Raw genomic sequence first — 22,061 nt, forward strand, 5'->3', positions numbered from 1 at the left:
AGCAGTCTTTTAATCACAATTAGATTCTAAAGCATGCCGGCTCTGCTATCGCCTAGTTCACTTTTAGAAACAAAAAGAAAAAGCGGGCAAGGCCCGCTTTCGTGTAATATCTTATTAACGGCGTAAACCGAGTGCTGCGATAAGATCACGGTAACGCTGAACTTCATTGTCGCGCATATACTTAAGAAGTTTACGACGACGACCAATCATTTTCAAAAGTCCACGACGTGAGTGGTGGTCCTTCTTATGAGTTGATAAATGTCCGTTCAGGTTGTTGATTTCTTCAGTAAGGATAGCAATCTGAATATCTGCTGAGCCTGTATCACTTTCGTGAGTTTTGAATTCAGAAATTAGTTCGTTTTTACGTTCTTGTGTTATAGCCATCCTATTCACCTCCTATATTTAAATATCCCCGACTACCTCGCATACGTTGGTGATGCGTCATGCCAAGAAGTGGTTAGTACTACTATGAGTACTACTTTATAATAGCATGTTCATTTTTTATTAGCAAGAATTCTTTAACGTGACGTTAGGATTTCCTGTGCCGTCTTCTTATCTTGACCGATTTGTGAAATAAGCGCATCTAGTGACTCAAATTTTATTTCCCCGCGAATATGTTCAACCCATTCGACCGCAACTTCTTTCCCGTATATATCTTCATCAAAATTCAGAACATGCACCTCAACCATTGGAGCTTTGATATCGGGGTTATTGAATGTCGGCTTGACGCCTACATTACATACACCGTCCAAGGATAAGCCGTCGAACAATAATCGAACGGCATAGACACCATTGGCTGGTAGAATACAACCTTCGGGCGGATTGACATTGGCAGTTGGAAAACCCAACTGCCTGCCTTTTTTCTCACCGTGCACGACAGTTCCAATTGTTCGAAGATCACGGCCTAAAAGTAACGATGCAGCCTCGACATTTCCTATTGAAAGTAGTTCTCGGATTCGTGTCGATGAAATCTTATCTTCCTCATCCGTTATCTTACCAACGACTGTTGTTCCATATACGCCGTCTGCGAGTTCCGCCATAGATTCCATATTACCAGCACCTTTAGATCCAAATGAATAATCGAATCCAGCAGTGACATGCTTAACGCCCATTTTTTTAATGAATAGATCGACGAACATAGCTGGTTGGAGTGCGGCAAGCGGCTTGTCAAATTCCACAACAAACATCACATCAACACCCATTGAATTAAGTAGTCTTTTCTTCTCCTCGAAAGGTGTAATGTATCCAATTTTATTCTCGCCACCTCCCAATACATGAGATGGATGAGGATTGAAAGTCATCACCGCGGAACGAATGCCTAGTGCTTTAGCTTTTTCAATCGCTTTTTTGATCACAGTCTGGTGTCCCTTATGTAAGCCATCAAAAAAGCCGATAGCTAGGGAAAATTGCTCATCACTTTCAATTGATATATTCCCAGGATAACTCAATTCATACACGTCCATTTTCTTACCTCCTATCGTTTAACTATTTTCCGGAAACATTTTCTCCGGTTTCATAAGCAGTGGTTTCCTTGGATGAATTTGATAGACAGCAAGCGCTTTACTGTTTTGCGTAAATACGATTGGTGTTTCATCTTCTTCAAATAAAGGATGCTTTGGTAATACTTGCCCATTTATAATGTCAAAATGCATATCTTCTTCAATTTCAAAAAATCTGAAGTCCTCGAGTGCAGCTTCAAGCGGTTGTATGAAGTCGGCCAATTTCCCTTGTTCTTTTAATTCTGCTATTTCAGCTAGCGTTCGGCAGTCTTCTTTTCTATAATTACCTGAGGCGGTGCGTATCAGCGATGCCATATGTGCTGGATAACCAAGTAATTCACCAATTTGAACGGCTAGTGTTCGGATATACGTTCCCTTCCCGCAAATAATGCGCAAACGGAACGTAACCTCGCTTCCTTCAAAATATTCAGCGTCGTCCAGAATTTCGAGTTTGTCTATCGTTACCGTTCGACTCGGTCTTTCTACCTCGATGCCTTTTCTAGCATACTCATACAGCCTGCGCCCCTCCACTTTGACCGCGGAGAACATCGGAGGTACCTGAACAATTTCTCCTGTCAATTGCGCCAACACTTCTTCAAGTTCGCTTCGACTAAATTTTTTAAAGGAGTTATCTGACACAACCGCAGCACCGTCAGCATCTTCTGTTTCGGTTGCTGTTCCAATTGAGATGACAGCGATATATTCTTTTCCCGCGTCTGTTATATACTCTGCCACTCTTGTCGCTTGACCAATACACATAGGGAGGACACCTTCCACACTAGGGTCTAATGTACCCGTATGGCCTACTTTTTTCGTCCCAAGTATTTTGCGTAATTTATACACAGCATCATGTGACGTCATCCCTTTTTCTTTCCATAGTGGAAGTATCCCGTTCATGCTAAAACCTCATTTTCTATGTAAATAAAGGAAGTCGGAAAGTCCAATTGGACACCGACTTCCTTTATTTATTATTCTTTAGATTCGTTATTTACTTGCGTTAGCAAGGATTCGATTCTGCTACCATAAGCAATAGATTCGTCAAATGCAAATTCAATTTCAGGCGTTACACGGAGCCTAATTCGCTTACCAATTTCTGCACGAATAAAGCCTTTTGCCGTATTCAATCCTTTTAGTGAAGCTTCCTTATCGGAATCATCACCAAGAACGGATATGAAGATTGTGGCATTTTGTAAATCACCTGTTACTTCTACGTCAGTTACGGTGACGAAGCCAATTCTTGGATCTTTTACCTTTTGAAAGATAATATCACCTAGTTCTTTCTTCATCTGTTCCGCAACACGGTTTACACGCTTTGACATGGATAGTCACCCCGATTCGTATTCAGTAATAATCGATTGTAGAGTCGGTCATTTCCCATTCTGGATTTGATTCCAGTAATCGGATGGCTCTTCGCACTTCGCGCTCAGCTGCGTCTTTTGATGAAGCTGTTGCTACGAGTGCAATTGTCGTTCGCTGCCAAAGATTTTGAAATTCGATTTCAGCAACAGAGACATTATAGGAATTTTTCACCTTGTCCGTCATGCTTTTTAAAACCGATCGCTTCCCTTTTAATGAAGCAGCCATCGGAATGAAGAAGGTACATTCCGCGTAAACAATCATACTCGTTTAATTTCTTCCATAACAAATGCTTCGATTACGTCGCCCACTTGAATATTATCAAAGTTTTTAATCGTAATTCCACATTCATAACCTCTTGCAACTTCTCTTGCATCGTCTTTAAATCGTTTCAATGCATCGATTTCACCTTCGTGAATTACAATGCTATCACGAATAATACGGACGCCTGCATCACGAGAAATTTTACCTTCTGTTACATAGCTTCCTGCAATCGTTCCAATTTTCGAAACCAAAATTGTCTCGCGAACTTCTGCTTGACCGATAATCTTCTCTTCAAACTCGGGATCAAGCATTCCTTTCATCGCTAATTCAATTTCTTCGATTACTTTGTAGATAACGCGGTGTTGCCTAATGTCAACGCCCTCTTCTTCAGCCGCTCGTTTTGCGTTAACGTCAGGACGGACGTTAAATCCGATGACAATCGCATTTGATGCTGCTGCAAGTGAGATGTCTGATTCATTAATCGCACCAGCACCCGTATGGATAATTTTCACGTTGACACCTTCAACCTCAATTTTCATAAGGGATGCTGCCATTGCTTCAACTGTACCTTGAACGTCTGCTTTAACAATTAAGTTCAATTCTTTCATTTCGCCTTGTTTCATGTGATCGAATAAGTTGTCGAGCGTAATTCTTGTTTTCACATCACGCTGTTCTTGTATCGCTTCACCAGCTCTTGATTCAGCGATTTGACGCGCTGTTTTCTCGTCTTTAAAGACAACAAAACGATCTCCAGCTTTTGGCACATCACTTAGTCCAGTAATTGCTACCGGCGTTGATGGATCAGCACTTTGTACACGACGTCCGATATCACTAATCATTGCGCGAACACGACCATACGTGTTTCCAACAACGATTGGATCTCCTACACGAAGTGTTCCGTTCTGTACTAGTAATGTAGCTACCGAACCACGTCCACGGTCAAGTTCAGCCTCGATAACCGTACCACGAGCACGAATTGTTGGATCCGCTTTTAGCTCGGCAACTTCTGAAACTAGAAGGACCATTTCAAGCAATGAATCGATTCCTTCGCCTGTAAGAGCAGAGATTGGAACAAAGATAGCGTCGCCGCCCCATTCTTCTGAAACAAGTCCGTGTTCAGTTAGCTCTTGCATAACCCGGTCTGGGTTCGCAGCTGGCTTATCCATTTTGTTAACCGCAACGATAATCGGAACACCCGCAGCTTGTGCGTGGTTAATAGCTTCAACAGTTTGTGGCATAACACCGTCATCCGCTGCAACAACAAGGATAGTAATGTCAGTCACTGACGCACCACGAGCACGCATCGTTGTAAACGCAGCATGGCCAGGTGTATCAAGGAATGTCATCTTTTTGCCTTTGTTTTCAACTTGGTACGCACCAATATGCTGCGTAATTCCGCCGGCTTCACCTTGTGTTACTTTAGTATGGCGAATCGAGTCAAGAAGTGTTGTTTTACCATGGTCAACGTGACCCATAATCGTAATAACTGGCGGACGCTCAACTAGATTTTCAGTTGATGCCTCTTCTTCTTCTTCAGATTCTTCTATTTCATTGAAATAAATTTCAAGGTCAGTAACGTCGATACGTACTTCTTCTTCAACGTCTACACCGTAATCTGCACAGATAAGTTCAATCGCATCTTTATCGAGCTCTTCGTTAATTGTTGCCATAACGCCTAGCATTAATAGCTTTTTAAGTAACTCAGATGGTTCCCGACCCAATTTGCGCGCAAGTTCTGCAACAGAAAGTGATTCGTAGAATGTAATTTTTTCCGGTAATGGCATTTGTACTTTAGGTACATTAGCCGGACGGTATCTTCTTCTACCTTGGTTAATACCGCGTGCTGGTGGACGTCCACCGCGACGACCAGCCGATGCTGGTCGACCTCCAGATGGACGTGGTGTTTGTCCCCCTTGACCAGTTGCTGCTGGTCGACTTGGAGTTCCAGTTGATGCAGGACGACTTGCTGCTGGTCGGCTTGGAGTTCCGGTTGATGCAGGACGACTTGCTGCTGGTCGGCTTGGAGTTCCGGTTGATGCAGGTCGCTTTTGTCCACTTGTTGTTGTTGAAGATGTAGTTTTCTGAGCAGTTTTTGGCGAAGTACTCTTTGCCTGTGGTGCTGCTTTACTTTCTGTATTCACGCCAAATGATTTGTCTAGCTTTGTGATTACAGATGGTTCAATTGTTGACATGTGATTCGTCACAGTAACATTATTTTTCTCGAGTTCATCGATTACTTCTTTACTCGTTTTCTTCACTCGTTTAGCGTATTCATGTACACGTACTTTTGTCATTCGCTCACCCCCGGTTATATTCGTTAAGAAGCTCGGATAGCTTGTTAGCAAATCCAGCATTCGAAATCACAAGTATTACTCGCGAATCTTTCCCGATTGCATGGCCAAGGTCTTCTCGACTTGAAAAAACATGCTTCTCAACGTTAAAAAAGGTACATTTATCAGTAATTTTCTTCATCGTATTTGCAGATGCATCTTTCGAAACAATGACAAGTTTTGCATTGCCGCTTTGGACTTCGCGTACCGCCAAGTCTTCACCGGTCACAACCATCCTTGCCCGTGCAGCTAAACCAAGCATTTGCAAAATCTTTTGTTCGGTATTCATTTCAACGACTCCCTACGGACCGCATGAAGGAGGTTTTCATACACCTCTTCAGGAACAGCTGTCTTAAGTTGACTTTCAATTGACCGATTACGTCGTGCAGTTTCGACTGCTTCTTCGGATTTTGACACATATGTCCCACGGCCCGATTTTTTGCCCGTGAGATCGACTGATACTTCCCCTTCTTTTGGACGAACGATTCGAATCAGATCCTTTTTAGGGAACATCTCGCCTGTCGCAGCGCATCTACGCAAAGGTACTTTTTTCATATTCGTCATGTGTAATCACCCTTTCAGTCTTCGTCTACTTTATATAAATCAATTGGTTCATTGTTAGTTTCATCTAAGTATTCATCTTCGTCATTGTAATCTGATAGGACTTTAGCAGTTTCTTCGCTTTGTGCAGACGGATAGATACCAAGAGCACGCGCATCTTCTTCGCTTTTGATGTCTATTTTCCAACCTGTTAACTTAGCTGCAAGCCTTGCGTTTTGCCCACGTTTTCCGATTGCTAGTGACAATTGGTAGTCAGGTACGACAACAGTTGTTGACCTTGCCGCTTCATTCACTTGAACATCAAGTACTTTCGAAGGGTTTAGTGCGTTAGCCACAAAAATCACTGGATCTTCGGACCATTCAACAATGTCGACTTTCTCTCCATTTAGCTCATCTGAAATCGATTGAACTCTGGCTCCTCTTGTACCTACACATGAACCAATCGCATCTACTTCTTCATTGTTCGTATATACCGACATTTTAGAACGGTCGCCTGCTTCACGAGCGATTGTTTTAATTTCTACAATTCCCTCATAAATTTCAGGCACTTCAAGTTCGAACAATCTACGTAGTAATCCTGGATGTGTTCTTGATACGAACACTTGCGGACCACGTGATGTACGCTCAACTTTTGTAATATATACTTTGATCCGATCATGCGGTTTGTATGTTTCCGTTTGAATTTGTTCCCCTAATGGCAAAACAGCTTCAACTTTTCCGAGACTAACATATAAATTACGGGCATCGAGTCGTTCTACGATACCATTTACAATATCGTCTTCTCGGTCCACGTACTCATCATATATCATGCCACGCTCTGCTTCGCGTACACGCTGCGTAACGACCTGCTTGGCAGTTTGTGCAGCAATTCGACCAAAGTCTTTAGGTGTTACTTCTTCTTCATAAACATCTTCAATTTCATACGCGGGATTAATAACCTGTGCATCTTCCAACGAAATTTGAAGACGATCATCTTCAACTTCTTCAACGACATCTTTTCGTGCATATACTTTCATTGAACCACTATCAGAATTCAAATCTACTCGTACGTTTTGGGCCTGATTGAAATTCCGTTTATATGCAGTTACAAGCGCCGCTTCAATTGCTTCGAGCAACACTTCCCTAGAAATACCTTTTTGCTTCTCAAGGGCAGTTAGTGCATCGAGTAGCTCACTACTCATCCTCATCACTCCTATATTCAATTATGCAGAAAAATCAATTGCCAAGCGTGCAAGGGCAATTTTATTTTGTTCAATTAAAACAACTAATTTTCTAGTCTTAATTCGCACTTCAACTTCTGCCCCGTCTGGACCGTATTGCAGTAAATAACCCTCAAACTCTTTCATACCTTCAATTGGTGCATAAGTTTTTATAAAAACAAACTGACCAACTGCATTTATAAAATCTTCCTCTTTTTTCAATGGTCGCTCCGCGCCAGGCGATGAGACCTCAAGAAAGTAATTTTGTGCGATTGGGTCAGTACGATCAAGCTCCTCGCTAAGTCTTTCACTTACAAGCGCACACTGATCGATGTCGATAGGCTCAGCACCTGCAAGCGTATCGATATAAACACGAAGAAACCAATCGCTTCCTTCCTTCACAAACTCCACTTCAACAAGTTCTAAATTCAAATCAGTTACGATTGGACTCACGAGCTCTTCGACTACTTCCGTAATTTCAGTCATAATATCCCTCCCCAAATCACAGTAATAAACTATAGAACAACAGAAAAGAGCGGGAAACCCCACTCTCTGCGCAAGACTATTACAAAAGTTGTATTTATCATAACATATGGTAAACAGTGTTGCAAACAATGCGTCAGAACAACGATAACTGGTTTGCTTCTGGCATGCCTTCAAGGCTACCTAGCGAATCCATATACTCGATAACCGTCTTCGAAACACGTCCACGTTGCTGCAAATCTTCCTTCGAAAGAAATTCGCCGTCTTTTCTTGCCTCGACCACTGATTTGGCTACGTTTGTTCCAAGTGATGGAATTGAATTAAACGGCGGGATTAGCGTATTACCATCGATAATGAATGTAGTAGCATCGGATTTATATAAATCCGGCTTCACGATTGAAAATCCACGTTCGTACATTTCAAGCGTAATTTCAAGCACTGTCAACAAGTTCCGTTCCTTCGGTGTTGAGTCAAGCCCCTTCGCGTTAATTTCCTGCACCTGCGCTCGAATCGTCGCCGACCCTTTCGTCATCGTGAGCAAATCAAAATCGGAAGCCCTTACCGAGAAGTACGTTGCATAATATAAGATTGGATGATGAACTTTAAAATAAGCAATGCGTAATGCCATTAGAACGTAGGCGGCAGCATGCGCTTTAGGGAACATATACTTAATTTTTTTACACGAGTCTATATACCAGGCCGGAACATTTTGAGCCTGCATTTCCGCTTCGAATTCTGGCGTTAACCCCCGGCCACGTCGGACCGACTCCATAATACTGAACGCCAATGACGGCTTCAAGCCCTGATAGATTAAGTAGACCATGATATCGTCACGGCAACCGATAACGTCTGACAACACACAAGTCTTATTTTTAATTAATTCCTGAGCATTCCCTATCCATACATCCGTCCCATGAGAAAGTCCAGATATTTGAATAAGCTCGGAAAACGTAGATGGTTTAGTTTCCTCAAGCATTTGTCGTACAAATCGAGTCCCAAATTCAGGTACGCCAAGCGTTCCTGTTTTACAGCCAATTTGTTCCGGCGTGACGCCTAGGGATTCGGTTCCACTAAATAATTTCATAACGCCTTCGTCGTCTGGGGGAATGGAAAGTGCATCAATTCCAGATAAGTCTTCTAGCATTTTGATCATTGTTGGGTCATCATGACCTAGAATATCTAGTTTCAACAAGTTGTTTTCGATAGAATGAAAATCAAAGTGCGTTGTTTTCCAAGCGGATTCTAAATCATTCGCTGGAAATTGAATTGGTGTGAAATCATAAATGTCCATCGTATCTGGTACAACGATTATTCCACCTGGATGTTGCCCAGTATTTCTCTTAACGCCCGAACATCCTATAACAAGACGATCAATTTCGGCACCTCGAAGATTTAAACCATTGTCATTCATATATCCTCTGACATATCCATAAGCGGTTCTCTCGGCTACCGTTCCAATTGTTCCTGCACGGTAAACGAAATCTTCTCCAAACAATTCCTTCGTATAATCATGGGCCTTGGACTGATAATCACCACTAAAGTTGAGGTCAATATCTGGAACTTTATCCCCTTCAAATCCTAGGAATGTTTCGAAAGGAATATCTTGCCCGTCTTTTTTGAAGGGCACATTACATGCCGAACACTCTTTGTTCGGTAGGTCATATCCTGAACTAACAGATCCGTCATCGAAAAATTCGGATGCTTTACAAGATGGACAAACATAATGCGGCGGCAATGGATTTACTTCTGTAATCTCCATCATTGTAGCAACTAAGGATGATCCAACCGACCCACGCGACCCTACAAGATAGCCATCATCTAGAGAGCGTTTGACAAGCTTATGCGATATAAGGTAAACAACCGCAAAACCATTTCCTATAATCGAAGTAAGTTCTTTCTCCACACGTTCTACAACGATTTCGGGTAATACTTCGCCGTATATTTCATGCGCCATCGAATAGGTTAGCTCTTTTACTTCTTCTTCGGCACCTTCAATTTTAGGTGTATATAAATCATCTTTTATCGGCTTCACATCACCGATTCTAGCCGCAATTGCACGTGGATTATCGATTACTATTTCCTCGGCAATATGCTCGCCAAGGAATGCGAATTCTTTCAACATCTCATCCGTAGTCCTGAAATGAACCGCTGGTAACGAATGTCGGTTCATCGGATTTGCCCCACCTTGTGAGCGAATAAGTACTTTACGGAACATTGCATCCGTTTCATCAATATAATGCACATTTCCTGTGGCACAAACCGGAATGTTAACAGCTTTGCCTAGTTTCAATAATTTCCTCATAATATCTTCCATATTCCACTCATCGCGAATCAATTCCATATCAATGAGGTGCGAATAAACTGCTTTCGGATGAATTTCAAGGTAATCATAAAATTTCGCGATTTCCTCAACTTCTTCAATCGGTTTCTGCATGAGCCCGTTGAAAACCTCACCGTTTGCGCAACCAGAACCGATAATCAAGCCGTCTCTATGTTTGATTAGTAAAGAACGCGGAATTCTTGGGACACGGAAGAAGTAATTCATATGTGAGTAAGAAACTAATTTATACAGGTTTTTTATTCCCTCATCGCTTGTAGCAAGTATCGTACAATGTGATGGACGCGCACGCTTGTAAGCATCGCCTTCTCCAATATGTTTATTGAAATCGTCCATGTACAAAATGTCTTTCTCTTCCGATTCCTCTAGCAACCTAAGAAATAAATGGCCCGTTGCTTCGGCATCATAAATTGCACGGTGATGATTTGTCAATTCGATATTATATTTTTTCGTAAGTGTGTTCAGGCGATGATTTCCCATTTCAGGGTGGATAAACCGAGCAAGTTCAAGTGTATCAATAACTGGATAGAAAACTTTCGGCAAATCGGCCTTTTTTTGTGCTTCGTATAGGAAGCCCATATCAAAGGATGCATTATGGGCGACGAGTATAGAATCGCCAATCCACGCAGTAAAATCTGTTACAGCTTCCGTCACTGACGGTGCATCTTTGACCATATCATCTGTAATACCAGTCAATTTCGTAATGAGTGCAGATATTGGGTATCCCGGATTCGAAAAACGCTCAAATCTATCGATTACTTCTCCGCCTTTTATCTTAACGGCACCAAGTTCGATAATCGTATTGTAAACTGCAGATAAACCAGTTGTTTCTACGTCAAATACGACGTAGGTATCATCTTCAAGCTTCCGGCGTTCTTCGTTGTAAACGATTGGAACCCCATCATCTACAAGGTTAATTTCCATACCGAACAACACTTTAATACCATTCTTTTTCCCTGCCGAATATGCATCGGGGAACGCCTGCACATTTGCATGATCTGTTATCGCTACCGCGGGGTGTCCCCATTTAGCAGCTTGTTCAACGAGAGCTGATGCCGAAACAACTGCATCCATTTGACTCATTGTTGTATGAGCATGAAGCTCGATACGCTTTCTATCTGCAGGTGCTTTATCTTTACGGACAATAGATGGAACTTCCATAATGTCCTGTGCCATCATAGTTAAATCGCGAACGAACGTATCGTTTTGAATGCCCCCACGCGCGCGGACCCACGTCCCCTTTTTCAACGTTGACATGTATCTTCCGTCTTCTTCGTTACGTGAAAACATTTTTACAATGATAGAATCCGTATAATCCGTAATTTTAATTGTTAGTAGGGATCGACCGCTCCGAAGTTCCCTTACCTCCGCATCGAAAATATACCCTTCAATTGCTACACGTCGTTCTTCGTCTTGAATGTTACGAATTTCCATTAGGGGTTCATCATTTTTAATTGGCTTTCCTAAAATGAATGGACCAGATGGCATTTCGCTGTCTTCCGACTTGTTTTGTTCGCGTTCTGTTAAATCAGCTAACGCCTTTCTAGACATTTCCATTTCTTCAGCTTTCCGTTCAACTAAAAATGCCTGATGCGCTTCTTCAGCCTCGTTACTATCCTCTGTCAGCACGAATTCAATTACTGGGATAGCAAAACCAAACGATGTATAGACATCTGAAATGAGTGCAGCATACTTGCCTTTCATTGTTTGGATTTCCATATCATTCATCGAAACTAATGTCATCTTTTCACCCATCATAACGGGTACTTGACTCGTTAGTCTTCCCCTAATCGGAGGGGACATATCTTGAAGCATGTCAATAACGAATGGCCAATAGCCTACAATTAATTGCTCATCGACAGCCGTATTTTCACATGTAATTTGTAATCTGATTGTTGCAATCGCAGAAAAGGCTTTATTTATTCTTTGCGAAAAAATTGTAAAAACCTCAACAGGAAGTGGTTGGTCTAATTTAATATTAAACTGCCATACCCTGGATTTTCGGTGAATACTAACGCGTTGTAGTAACGCATTTTCGAAATGTATTGCGAACTGATCATCGGTCATATCAATTTGCTGTAATAATAGATGTAATTTCATCTTTTCGTCCCGTAAATCGCTCAAAGATAGGGCCTCCTTACGTAATCCGTAAAAAAGAAGGAAGTACCGATAATCGGCCTTCCCTCCTTTTTTATTTTTCCACGAAAAATTCTTGTAGTTTTTCAGTGATTTCTTCAACATGCCATTCAGTCGTTTCGCCTGATTCACGGAATTTCACTTCGACAATTCCTTCTGCCGCTTTCTTTCCTATCGTAATGCGCATTGGCAATCCAATAAGATCTGAATCGGTAAACTTAACGCCTGCTCGTTCAGTACGATCATCGTACAACACGTCAAATTTGTATGATTTTAGTAGCTTATACAAGTTATCAGCAAGTTCTTTTTGATCTTCATTATTCATATTTATCGGAACAAGATGGATGTCAAATGGTGCTAGTTTTTTCGGCCATTTCAAACCATTCTCGTCATTGAACTCTTCAGCAACAGCTGCCATAATTCGAGAAACGCCAATGCCGTAGCAACCCATCTGATACGGTTGAGATCTTCCGTTATTATCAAGGAATTTTCCACTCATAGGTTCGCTATACGTTGTTCCAAGTTTAAAGATATGTCCAACTTCGATTCCTTTAGCAAACTTAACTGTGCCCTCGCCGTCAGGTGTCAAGTCACCTTCTTGTATAATCCGAAGGTCCATGTAATCATCCACACCAAAATCACGCTCTGGGTTGGTGTTAATAAAGTGGTAACCGTCTTCGTTTGCTCCTGCAACGCCGTTGACAATCGATGCAACTGCATGGTCAGCGATTACTCTTACACCAATAGGGAGTTTTACAGGCCCTACAGAACCTACTTCACATGATAGTAATTCATAAACGTCTCCTTCATATGCAAACTCAACTGTGTCCGCATCTAAAGCGTTTTTTAATTTAATATCATTAATTTCATGATCCCCGCGCGCAAGGACCATCACGAGTTCTCCATCGATATTAAAGACAAGTGTTTTAATACAACGCTCTGCTTCTACTCCTAGGAACGATACAACATCTTCAATCGTTCGTTGGTCAGGAGTCGCAACTTTCTCCATCTCTTTCAATGGATCATCAGATTTAACATACTCATTTCGCACTTCCGCCATTTCAATATTCGCTGCGAAAGACGTCTCATCTGAATAAGCGATTGTATCTTCACCGATGTCTGATAGTGCCATAAATTCATGTGTTCCTGATCCACCGATAGCACCTGCATCAGCAATAACCGAACGGAAATTAAGGCCTAGTCGTGTAAAAATATTCGTATATGCTTGATACATATGTTCATAAGTTTCATTTAGACTTTCTTCAGTAGCATGGAAGGAATAAGCATCCTTCATGATAAATTCACGACCGCGAAGCAAACCAAATCGTGGACGCTGTTCATCTCTGAACTTCGTTTGAATTTGATACATCGTTAGTGGAAGCTGTTTGTACGATTTCAGTTCATCGCGCACCAACGACACGATAACTTCCTCGTGAGTTGCACCTAGCGCAAAATCCCTGTTATGACGATCTTTCATACGGAATAGTTCAGGCCCATATGATTGCCATCTTCCTGATTCTTGCCAAAGTTCAGCCTGTTGTAACGCTGGCATTAACACTTCAACACCGTTAATAGCATCCATTTCTTCGCGAATAATGGCTTCAATTTTCTTCAGAACCATTTTACCTAGAGGCAGGTATGAGTACACGCCGCTTGTCGTTTGACGAATAAATCCAGCGCGCAAAAGAAGTTGATGTGATCTAATTTCTGCGTCAGAAGGTATTTCACGCATTGTTGGTATGAATGTAAGTGATTGTTTCATAAAAATCCCCACCCCTTATTTTTTTCCACTCTATTTAAAAGAAGAAACGTTGAATATCATTCCAAGTTACAACGAGCATTAGAAGCATTAGAAGTATGATTCCCACAAAATGAACCATTCCCTCTTTTTGTTTATCAACTGGTTTTCCACGTATCGCTTCAAGGAAGAAGAACAATAATCTACCACCGTCTAATGCCGGTAGCGGAAGTAAGTTCATAATCCCTAGGTTAATACTCAATATTGCAGCCCAATTCATTAAGTTGAAAACACCATATTTCGCAACTTCTTCTGTTGCCTTATAGATACCTACCGGGCCTGATAGTGCATCTATTGTGAACTTCCCTGTTACGAGCATACCAAGTAATTCAAGAATTTTCTTGAACCAAAATACTGTTTGCTCTGCACCGTAAGAGACTGCTTTAAAGACATTTTTTTCAATCGGGCTCGTATACAAGACACCAACTTGCCCAAACTCTTGCCCTGCTTCTTCAATTGTCGCAGGTACAACTTCGAGTGTGACCAGTTGCTCGTTACGTTCGACTATGAATGTAAGCGGAACGCCAGGACTATTTTGAATGGTTTCCGCAAAGTCATTCCAATTTTTTATTTCCTTGTCATCAACTTTTTTAACTAAGTCTCCGTCTTTCATGCCTGCATCATGTGCTGAACCTGTACTCTGTACTTCTGTAATGATCGGCTCGAGTGTGGGTACCCCTTGAAGAAGTCCAATCGCTAGAAATATAAAGAAAGCAAGTATGAAGTTAAATAGAGGGCCTGCAAAAATTGTTAGGATTCGATTAAAGACAGATTTCGATTCGAATTGTCTATCATACGGAGCGATAATTGTCTCTTGGCCTTTTTCAACAACTATTGCCGTCCTCGATATATCGTAACGGACAAGTTCACCATCTTCATCATAGCCTTCGATAAATAGCTCTTTATCAAAATCTGAGGACTCTGTTTCTAAAAAAAGTATATTAGGATTTGCTACATTTTGATTTAAATAAACTTTCACAACTTCACCGGAGTCATCGATGTCAAGTCCAACTCGATATCCCGGCTTAAGTTCCACTGAGTCAAAATCTTCCCCAGCCATACGGACATAACCGCCGAATGGTAAGAGTCGTATTGTGTATAATGTTTCACCTTTAGTAATCCCGAGAATTTTTGGACCGAAACCAATTGCAAACTCACGTACCATTATTCCTGCCCTTTTCGCGAAAAGGAAATGTCCTAATTCATGAAAAAAGACGAGCGAACCAAATACAACTCCAAAAGCAATAACGGTTTGCATACAAAACCACCTTAACTGGCCTTTTGGCCGGATATAAGTACCTCGTTAATCTAACATATCATACACTATTTTTCTAGTGTGTGAATCGATTTCCATAATCATTTCAAGATTAGGCTTGGAAATCGTTTTATGTGATTCCATCACACGTTCAACGATATTATCAATTTCAAGGAATGAAATCTTTCCCTCCATGAACAAGCTGACGGCAACTTCATTTGCCGCGTTCATCGCGGCTGGCATCGTACCGCCTTCTTTACCTGCAGCATAAGCTAGTCCAAGCGCCTTAAAACGAGTAAGGTCCAATTTCTCAAAATGAAGTTTACCTATTTCTTCGAGTCGAAGGGTTTTTCCATTTTGCATCGTCATACGATCAGGATAGGTCATTGCGTATTGGATAGGCACTCTCATATCGGGTGAACCTAGTTGTGCCATCACACTTGTATCTTCAAATTCAACCATTGAGTGGATGATACTTTCTCTATGCAAAAGCACATCGATTTGCTCGTATGGTACGCCAAATAGATGGTGGGCTTCAATTACTTCCAGCCCCTTGTTCATCATCGTTGCTGAATCGATTGTAAGTTTGTTACCCATTGACCAGTTCGGGTGTGCCAAGGCCTCTTCAACCGTGACGTCCGCTAGTTGGTCCCGAGTTAAATCTCTAAAGCTACCACCTGAAGCAGTTAAGATTAACCTGGAGATATGTTTCGGATTTTCACCGTTTAAAGATTGAAACAGTGCTGAATGTTCACTGTCAACTGGCAATAGAGGAACATCATACTTTCTAGCCGCTTCAATTACAATGTCCCCTGCGGCGACCAATGTTTCTTTATTTGCAATTGCAATTGTTATACCTGAACGTATCGCTTCCAATGTCGGCTTAAGCCCAACACTACCGCTTACGGCGTTCACTAAGATATCCGCGCCAGTATGCGCTGCAACTTCAACCAAGCCTTCATTCCCATGGACGAATTGAATTGACGGAAATTCAGCCTTAAGGCGTTCGGCATCATCATACCGCATAACCGAAATTGTCTTCGGTTGAAACAATGAAGCAATTTCTCTTACTTTATCAATATTCAACCCCGCTGAAAAAGATACGAGTTCAAAACTCTCAGGGTTAGATTCGATTATATCTATTGTTTGTAAACCAATGGAACCAGTGGCTCCCAGTAAACTTATTTTCTTTTTCATCGTGACACCCTTCCATTATGCGACAAATTGAAGAAAGTGAAGCAATGGCAAAACAAAAAGGAGGCTGTCAAACCTGTCCAGGATTCCACCGTGCCCTGGTAAAAGTTTTCCTGAGTCCTTTACGTCATAATGCCGTTTAATCGCTGATTCCACAAGGTCGCCAAGCTGACCAGCTACTGAAGCAATTAGTGTTACAACAACGAGGATTAGATAGGATGAGGCAATAGGTATGAAATAATTGTATATGCATGCGAAAATAATTGCTGAGACAATACCCCCTATAGCACCTTCTATGGTTTTATTGGGTGAGATGTCTGGCCACATTTTACGCTTACCGATTTTACGACCTACAAAATAGGCTCCCGTATCCGTCATCCAAACGACAATTAGTGCGTAAACGACAAATTCAATGCCAAACAGTCGAGTTTCAATTAAATAATAAAAACCGATACCTAAGTATAGTGCTCCAAGCACCGAAAAGGCAATATGGTCAAAAGTATACTTGTTTTTACTAAGTACAGTAACGACTAGCAGTAGCAATACTGCCATAAAGGCTAGTTCTATCTTTGTATACCCAACTGCCTCAGACAAGCGAATTTCCCAACTAGATGGCAATAGCACAACTGCTAACGCAACCCATGTAAGTATACCTGGTACTGAGAACAGTTTAATATCACGCATTCGTAATAATTCAAATAGACCAATTGTTGTTATTGCATAAATCATAAGTGTGAAGGGCCATCCTCCGATGACTACAAACGGGACAAATACAATTAAAGCTACAATTGCGGTTATTATTCTTTCTTTCAAGTGTTCCCATCTCCTTCTACACTTCCAAATCGCCTAACCCGTGTTTGAAACTCTTTGATTTCACTAACCATACATTGTTCGTCAAAGTCAGGCCATAGCACATCTGTAAATGAAAATTCAGCATAAGCAAGCTGCCATAGCATAAAATTCGACAACCGAACTTCACCGCTTGTTCGAATAAGTAAATCGGGTTCCGGTAAATGCGATGTCATCAAATGTGACTCTATAAGTGATTCATCTATTTCCGACGGATCAATTTTACCCTCAGCAGCCAGCTTCGCAATTTCCTGCATGCACTGGATAAGCTCAAGACGACTTCCGTAGTTCATTGCAAAGTTAAGTGTCATGCCGTCATTTTCGGCAGTCGCATCAATCGCACGCTGAATTGAATTTTTCGTATGAGATGGTAGGAGTTCAAAATTTCCTATCATTTCGACCTTAACATTTTGTTCAATTAGCTCCGGAAGGTACGTACTTAAAAACTCTCCGGGAAGCTTCATAAGAAAATCTATTTCTAATTTTGGACGTTTCCAGTTTTCCGTTGAGAACGCATAAAGTGTTAAAACTTTTATCCCCATATCACTTGCAATGCGACTAATCTTACGAACAGTCTTCATTCCCTCGTGGTGTCCTGCAATTCTTGGTAAGTTTCTTTTTTTTGCCCACCTACCATTGCCATCCATTATTATTGCCACGTGAGCAGGGATATGCCTGCTTTTCACACTTGCTATTTCTTCCGCCAATAATCTGTCGGGTTCAGCGGTTTTCTTGCGCATGAGTTTTCCTAGCATGTCATTTCCTCCACTCCGCTACTTTTCAGAGCAAGCCTACTTCTATCGTACCAAAAATCACACTCAAATTCACTATTGAATGCACTGTACACGTAAAGGAAACACGCGATTGCCGAACCTTTAGGCGACACCAGAGTAGTAGTTGCACTTATTAGGTATTCTTAAACTTAATATTTTATGATGTATTAAAGAAAACTTGGCGATTGCAGAGCCTTAGTTGCACTTATAAAAACTTACTGTTTATGTAGGTTATAAAAGAAACCTTGCGATTACAGAGCCTTTAGGCCATAGCAGAGCTTTAGTCGCACTTATTGGGTCGTCCTCAAACTGTTTATTATGGCGTTATAAAAAAGACGCCCTGAAATAAGGACGTCTCGAAATATAGAAAGTTCTCTATCAGATTTCCAGGATTTCATCTTCTTTTACTTTTGCGATATCATCAATTTTTTTAATGTAGCTATCTGTCAACTTCTGAATCTCTTCGCCGCTTCGACGTAAATCATCTTCAGTTATTGCAGAATCCTTTTCTAGCTTCTTGAAGTCTTCATTTGCATCACGACGAACGTTGCGAATAACAACTTTAGATTCTTCTGCTTCCTTCTTAACAGTCTTAACAATCTCTTTTCGACGATCTTCTGTTAACGCTGGAATTGCAAGTCTAATAATTGTACCATCGTTTGATGGTGTGATGCCGATATCTGACTTCATAATTGCTTTTTCAATATCACCAAGTGTTGTTTTGTCGTAAGGTTGGATTGCGATAAGTCTTGCTTCCGGTACCGAAATTCCAGCCATTTGGTTAAGTGGAGTCGGTGCGCCGTAATATTCGACCATAATTCTGTCAAGCAGCGAAGCGTTTGCTCGCCCGGCACGGATTGAAGCCAACTCTCTTGAGTACGCCCCAATTGCATTGTCCATTCTCTCTTGTGCTTGATTCATAATCTCATTTGGCATTACAAATTCCTCCTGACAACCGTCCCGATGGGCTCACCAAGTACGGCTCTTTTTATATTTCCTGTCTCCATAATTGAGAATACAACAAGTGGTATATCATTGTCCATACATAGAGTTGAAGCAGTTGAATCCATTACTTCAAGCCCTTGGCTAATGACATCCAGGTAGGTAAGTTCCGTATACTTGATTGCATCTTTATTTGTTAACGGATCTGCTGAATAAACACCGTCAACATTGTTTTTTGCCATTAGAATAACATCCGCTTCAATTTCTGCTGCACGAAGCGCCGCTGTTGTATCCGTAGAAAAATATGGATTCCCAGTACCAGCAGCAAAAATAACTACGCGCTTTTTCTCTAGATGACGTATCGCTTTTCGGCGTATGTATGGTTCTGCAACCTGTCTCATTTCAATTGAAGTCGATACGCGACATGGTACCTCAAGTTTTTCGAGTGAATCTTGAAGGGCTAGAGAATTCATAACAGTTGCAAGCATACCCATATAGTCTGCTGTTGCACGGTCCATTCCCATTTCACTACCTACTTTACCTCGCCAAATGTTACCACCACCAACAACAATGGCAATTTCAACACCAAGTTCGGCAACTTCTTTTACTTGTTTAGCAACAGTTTTGATAATTTCTGGAGAAATTCCAAATCCTTGTTCACCGGCAAGTGCTTCCCCACTAATTTTCAAAACTATTCTCTTATATTTTGCGACGCTCATAAGTACCCTCCATTTAATCGATTTTCTCGAAAAAGAGGGAACACCACTTGTGTGTTCCCCATTAATTTATATTTTTATAATTATTTTCCTTGTACTTGGTTCATTACTTCATCCGCAAAGTTTTCTTCACGTTTTTCAATACCTTCGCCTACTGCATAACGTACGAAATCTTTCAACGTACCACCAGTAGATTTAACGAATGCTCCAACTGTTTGATCTGAGTCTTTAACGAATGCTTGGTCAAGTACACAAATTTCTTCGAAGTACTTGCCAATACGGCCTTCAACCATTTTAGCAACGATATTTTCAGGTTTTCCTTCGTTAAGTGCTTGTTCAGTAAGAACCTTTTTCTCACGCTCAACTTCTTCTGCTGGAACTTGATCACGTGAAACGTATTTCGGATTTAGTGCTGCGATGTGCATAGCAATGTCTTTCGCTGCTTGCTCATCAGTAGTTCCTTCAAGAACAACAAGAACACCAATTGTTCCACCCATATGGAGGTAAGGACCAAATGTATCATTGTCTGTTTTCGTGCGAATTTCGAAGCGGCGAAGTGTTAGCTTTTCACCAATTTTAGCAACTGCATTCGAAATTTCATCTGCAACGGAAAGTCCGTTTGCCAATTTCGAGTCGTGTGCTTCTTCAATAGTAGCTGGTTTTGTTGCTAAGAGATGCTCTGCAAGATCCTTAACGAGTTTTTGAAATCCTTCGTTTTTAGCAACGAAATCTGTTTCTGCGTTCACTTCAATAAGGATTGCTTCGTTTCCGTCTACGTGAATGTAAGAAGTTCCTTCAGCAGCAATGCGATCTGCTTTTGATGCAGAGCTTGAAAGTCCTTTTTCGCGTAGGAAGTCAAGTGCCGCTTCCATGTCACCATTAACTGCTGTTAGTGCTTTTTTGCAGTCCATCATACCTGCACCTGTTTTTTCACGTAATTCTTTTACCATTTGAGCTGTAATTTTTACTGTCATTTTTTCCATTCCTCCAATATGTGTCATAAAGTATAAAATCTATTTGCGGTATAATAACGCATGCCAATCTCGAGACTATTCCTAAAAAAGACGATAAGGGGTTTGGGCCGCTTATCGCCTTGTTTTGACTCGGTAAATTTCAAAGATTAGTCTACAGTTACTGTTTCTTCTTCAACTACTACTTCTTCTTCACCTTGTCTTGCTTCAAGTAAAGCGTCAGCCATTTTGCTTGTAAGTAGACGTACTGCACGGATTGCATCATCATTCGCTGGAATGATATAATCGATTTCGTCCGGATCACAGTTCGTATCTACGATTCCAACAATTGGAATGTTTAATTTAATTGCTTCCGCAACCGCGATGCGTTCTTTACGCGGATCTACTACGTACATTACGTCTGGAAGAGCCTTCATATCTCGAATACCACCGAGGAATTTCTCTAGACGTTCATGTTCTTTATTTAATTGAACAACTTCTTTTTTAGGAAGTACTTCAAACGTACCGTCTTCTTCCATACGCTCAATTTTCTTCATGCGGGATACACTCTTTTGAATTGTAGCAAAGTTTGTTAGTGTACCTCCAAGCCAGCGTTGGTTAATGTAGTACATTCCAGCACGTTCAGCTTCTTCTTTAATCGCATCTTGTGCTTGCTTCTTAGTTCCAACGAAAAGAACTTTCCCACCGTCTTCACCAACTTGACGCATGAAGTCATATGCCACTTCAAGCATTTTCACCGTTTTTTGTAAATCGATGATGTAAATTCCGTTACGCTCCACGAAAATAAACTTCTTCATTTTCGGGTTCCAACGACGTGTTTGGTGTCCGAAGTGAACACCTGCTTCTAGTAATTGTTTCATTGAGACAACTGCCATTTGTAATTCCTCCTGTTTTGGTTGGATTCCTCCGTACAGATCATACTGTGGAACGACCTCTCGGCACCGTTTCCAAAGTCCTTGTACGTGTGTAGTAATACCATTTGATAATATAACACATTAAAATTTAATTTGCAACTGGATTCAACTGATTTTCATAATGAGTTCATCTACCGTTCGACCCTTACCTGTTTTTTTCGCTATTCTCCCGAAAGATTGTCCCGCTCCATGAAGCTAAAACAATCGCTTTCTGTTATCAATTCTATCCGAAAAAGTAGGCTTTTGTTGATTGACAAGATTTCAATGCAAGATTTATTGACACATTAACAGTTGGGGTATTTTCAATATACGGCTCAGTGGATTCACCATGTTTTGAGAAATAACTTTTTCTTTTGTCGCATAGTAGCGGAGTCCTTGTTCAAGGATTGGAACTGTCTTTCCAAAAAGATTCATTCAATCCAGGTCTGTTATAAATATTAAAATTCCTCTAATAAAATGCTTTCAACATTCTACTGCAACTTG

The 22,061-nt window shown here is 41.1% G+C and carries 20 protein-coding genes; all 20 read right to left on the reverse strand.

Annotated features, from left to right (window positions below):
• Nucleotides 1-114 precede the first annotated feature (114 nt).
• On the reverse strand, nucleotides 115-384 hold the full coding sequence (gene rpsO / locus KSU66_RS00775) for a 30S ribosomal protein S15 (protein WP_269049501.1): 270 nt from the start codon (nucleotides 382-384) through the stop codon (nucleotides 115-117).
• Between the two features lie 134 nt (nucleotides 385-518).
• A complete protein-coding gene (locus tag KSU66_RS00780; RefSeq protein ID WP_269049502.1) occupies nucleotides 519-1,463 on the reverse strand; it encodes a bifunctional riboflavin kinase/FAD synthetase in 945 nt (314 codons plus the stop codon).
• 18 nt (nucleotides 1,464-1,481) lie between these two features.
• Nucleotides 1,482-2,396 (reverse strand): tRNA pseudouridine(55) synthase TruB, encoded by a 915-nt coding sequence (gene truB, locus KSU66_RS00785; protein WP_269049503.1) that lies wholly within the window; start codon nucleotides 2,394-2,396, stop codon nucleotides 1,482-1,484.
• A gap of 71 nt (nucleotides 2,397-2,467) precedes the next feature.
• Complete coding sequence (gene rbfA / locus KSU66_RS00790; RefSeq protein WP_269049504.1) at nucleotides 2,468-2,818, reverse strand: 30S ribosome-binding factor RbfA; 351 nt, start codon at nucleotides 2,816-2,818, stop codon at nucleotides 2,468-2,470.
• 22 nt (nucleotides 2,819-2,840) lie between these two features.
• Nucleotides 2,841-3,119 (reverse strand): DUF503 domain-containing protein, encoded by a 279-nt coding sequence (locus KSU66_RS00795; RefSeq protein ID WP_269049505.1) that lies wholly within the window; start codon nucleotides 3,117-3,119, stop codon nucleotides 2,841-2,843.
• The gene (infB, locus tag KSU66_RS00800; protein ID WP_269049506.1) at nucleotides 3,116-5,413 is read right to left on the reverse strand and encodes a translation initiation factor IF-2; all 2,298 of its coding nucleotides are present in this window, start codon (nucleotides 5,411-5,413) and stop codon (nucleotides 3,116-3,118) included. Before infB ends, KSU66_RS00795 begins: the two co-directional genes overlap by 4 nt.
• 4 nt (nucleotides 5,414-5,417) lie before the next feature.
• A complete protein-coding gene (locus tag KSU66_RS00805) occupies nucleotides 5,418-5,738 on the reverse strand; it encodes a YlxQ family RNA-binding protein (protein WP_269049507.1) in 321 nt (106 codons plus the stop codon).
• Nucleotides 5,735-6,013, reverse strand: coding sequence for an RNase P modulator RnpM (gene rnpM / locus KSU66_RS00810; protein ID WP_269049508.1), 279 nt, complete (start codon nucleotides 6,011-6,013; stop codon nucleotides 5,735-5,737). Before rnpM ends, KSU66_RS00805 begins: the two co-directional genes overlap by 4 nt.
• A 14-nt stretch (nucleotides 6,014-6,027) precedes the next feature.
• Nucleotides 6,028-7,191, reverse strand: a complete 1,164-nt coding sequence (gene nusA / locus KSU66_RS00815) for a transcription termination factor NusA (protein WP_269049509.1) — start codon at nucleotides 7,189-7,191, stop codon at nucleotides 6,028-6,030.
• 21 nt (nucleotides 7,192-7,212) lie between these two features.
• Entirely contained in the window at nucleotides 7,213-7,695 is a 483-nt protein-coding gene (rimP, locus tag KSU66_RS00820) for a ribosome maturation factor RimP (protein WP_269049510.1), read from the reverse strand.
• Between the two features lie 133 nt (nucleotides 7,696-7,828).
• Nucleotides 7,829-12,154: a PolC-type DNA polymerase III gene (locus KSU66_RS00825; RefSeq protein ID WP_269049511.1), complete on the reverse strand. Its 4,326-nt coding sequence runs from the start codon at nucleotides 12,152-12,154 to the stop codon at nucleotides 7,829-7,831.
• Between the two features lie 67 nt (nucleotides 12,155-12,221).
• Nucleotides 12,222-13,928, reverse strand: coding sequence for a proline--tRNA ligase (locus KSU66_RS00830; RefSeq protein WP_269049512.1), 1,707 nt, complete (start codon nucleotides 13,926-13,928; stop codon nucleotides 12,222-12,224).
• Nucleotides 13,929-13,962: 34 nt separating this feature from the next.
• Nucleotides 13,963-15,222 carry an RIP metalloprotease RseP gene (rseP, locus tag KSU66_RS00835; RefSeq protein ID WP_269049513.1) on the reverse strand — a complete coding sequence of 420 codons (1,260 nt, stop codon included), beginning with the start codon at nucleotides 15,220-15,222 and terminating at the stop codon, nucleotides 13,963-13,965.
• A gap of 45 nt (nucleotides 15,223-15,267) precedes the next feature.
• The gene (locus KSU66_RS00840) at nucleotides 15,268-16,416 is read right to left on the reverse strand and encodes a 1-deoxy-D-xylulose-5-phosphate reductoisomerase (RefSeq protein WP_269049514.1); all 1,149 of its coding nucleotides are present in this window, start codon (nucleotides 16,414-16,416) and stop codon (nucleotides 15,268-15,270) included.
• Between the two features lie 15 nt (nucleotides 16,417-16,431).
• Nucleotides 16,432-17,226, reverse strand: coding sequence for a phosphatidate cytidylyltransferase (locus KSU66_RS00845; protein ID WP_269049515.1), 795 nt, complete (start codon nucleotides 17,224-17,226; stop codon nucleotides 16,432-16,434).
• Nucleotides 17,223-18,017: an isoprenyl transferase gene (locus KSU66_RS00850; RefSeq protein ID WP_329958751.1), complete on the reverse strand. Its 795-nt coding sequence runs from the start codon at nucleotides 18,015-18,017 to the stop codon at nucleotides 17,223-17,225. Before KSU66_RS00850 ends, KSU66_RS00845 begins: the two co-directional genes overlap by 4 nt.
• Before the next feature lie 396 nt (nucleotides 18,018-18,413).
• Nucleotides 18,414-18,971, reverse strand: coding sequence for a ribosome recycling factor (gene frr / locus KSU66_RS00855; protein WP_269049516.1), 558 nt, complete (start codon nucleotides 18,969-18,971; stop codon nucleotides 18,414-18,416).
• Nucleotides 18,971-19,696 (reverse strand): UMP kinase, encoded by a 726-nt coding sequence (pyrH, locus tag KSU66_RS00860; protein WP_269049517.1) that lies wholly within the window; start codon nucleotides 19,694-19,696, stop codon nucleotides 18,971-18,973. Before pyrH ends, frr begins: the two co-directional genes overlap by 1 nt.
• Nucleotides 19,697-19,776: 80 nt before the next feature.
• Entirely contained in the window at nucleotides 19,777-20,667 is an 891-nt protein-coding gene (tsf, locus tag KSU66_RS00865) for a translation elongation factor Ts (protein ID WP_269049518.1), read from the reverse strand.
• Between the two features lie 146 nt (nucleotides 20,668-20,813).
• On the reverse strand, nucleotides 20,814-21,539 hold the full coding sequence (gene rpsB, locus KSU66_RS00870) for a 30S ribosomal protein S2 (protein ID WP_269049519.1): 726 nt from the start codon (nucleotides 21,537-21,539) through the stop codon (nucleotides 20,814-20,816).
• Nucleotides 21,540-22,061 lie beyond the last annotated feature (522 nt).

The sequence above is a fragment of the Sporosarcina sp. G11-34 genome (genome assembly GCF_026931025.1).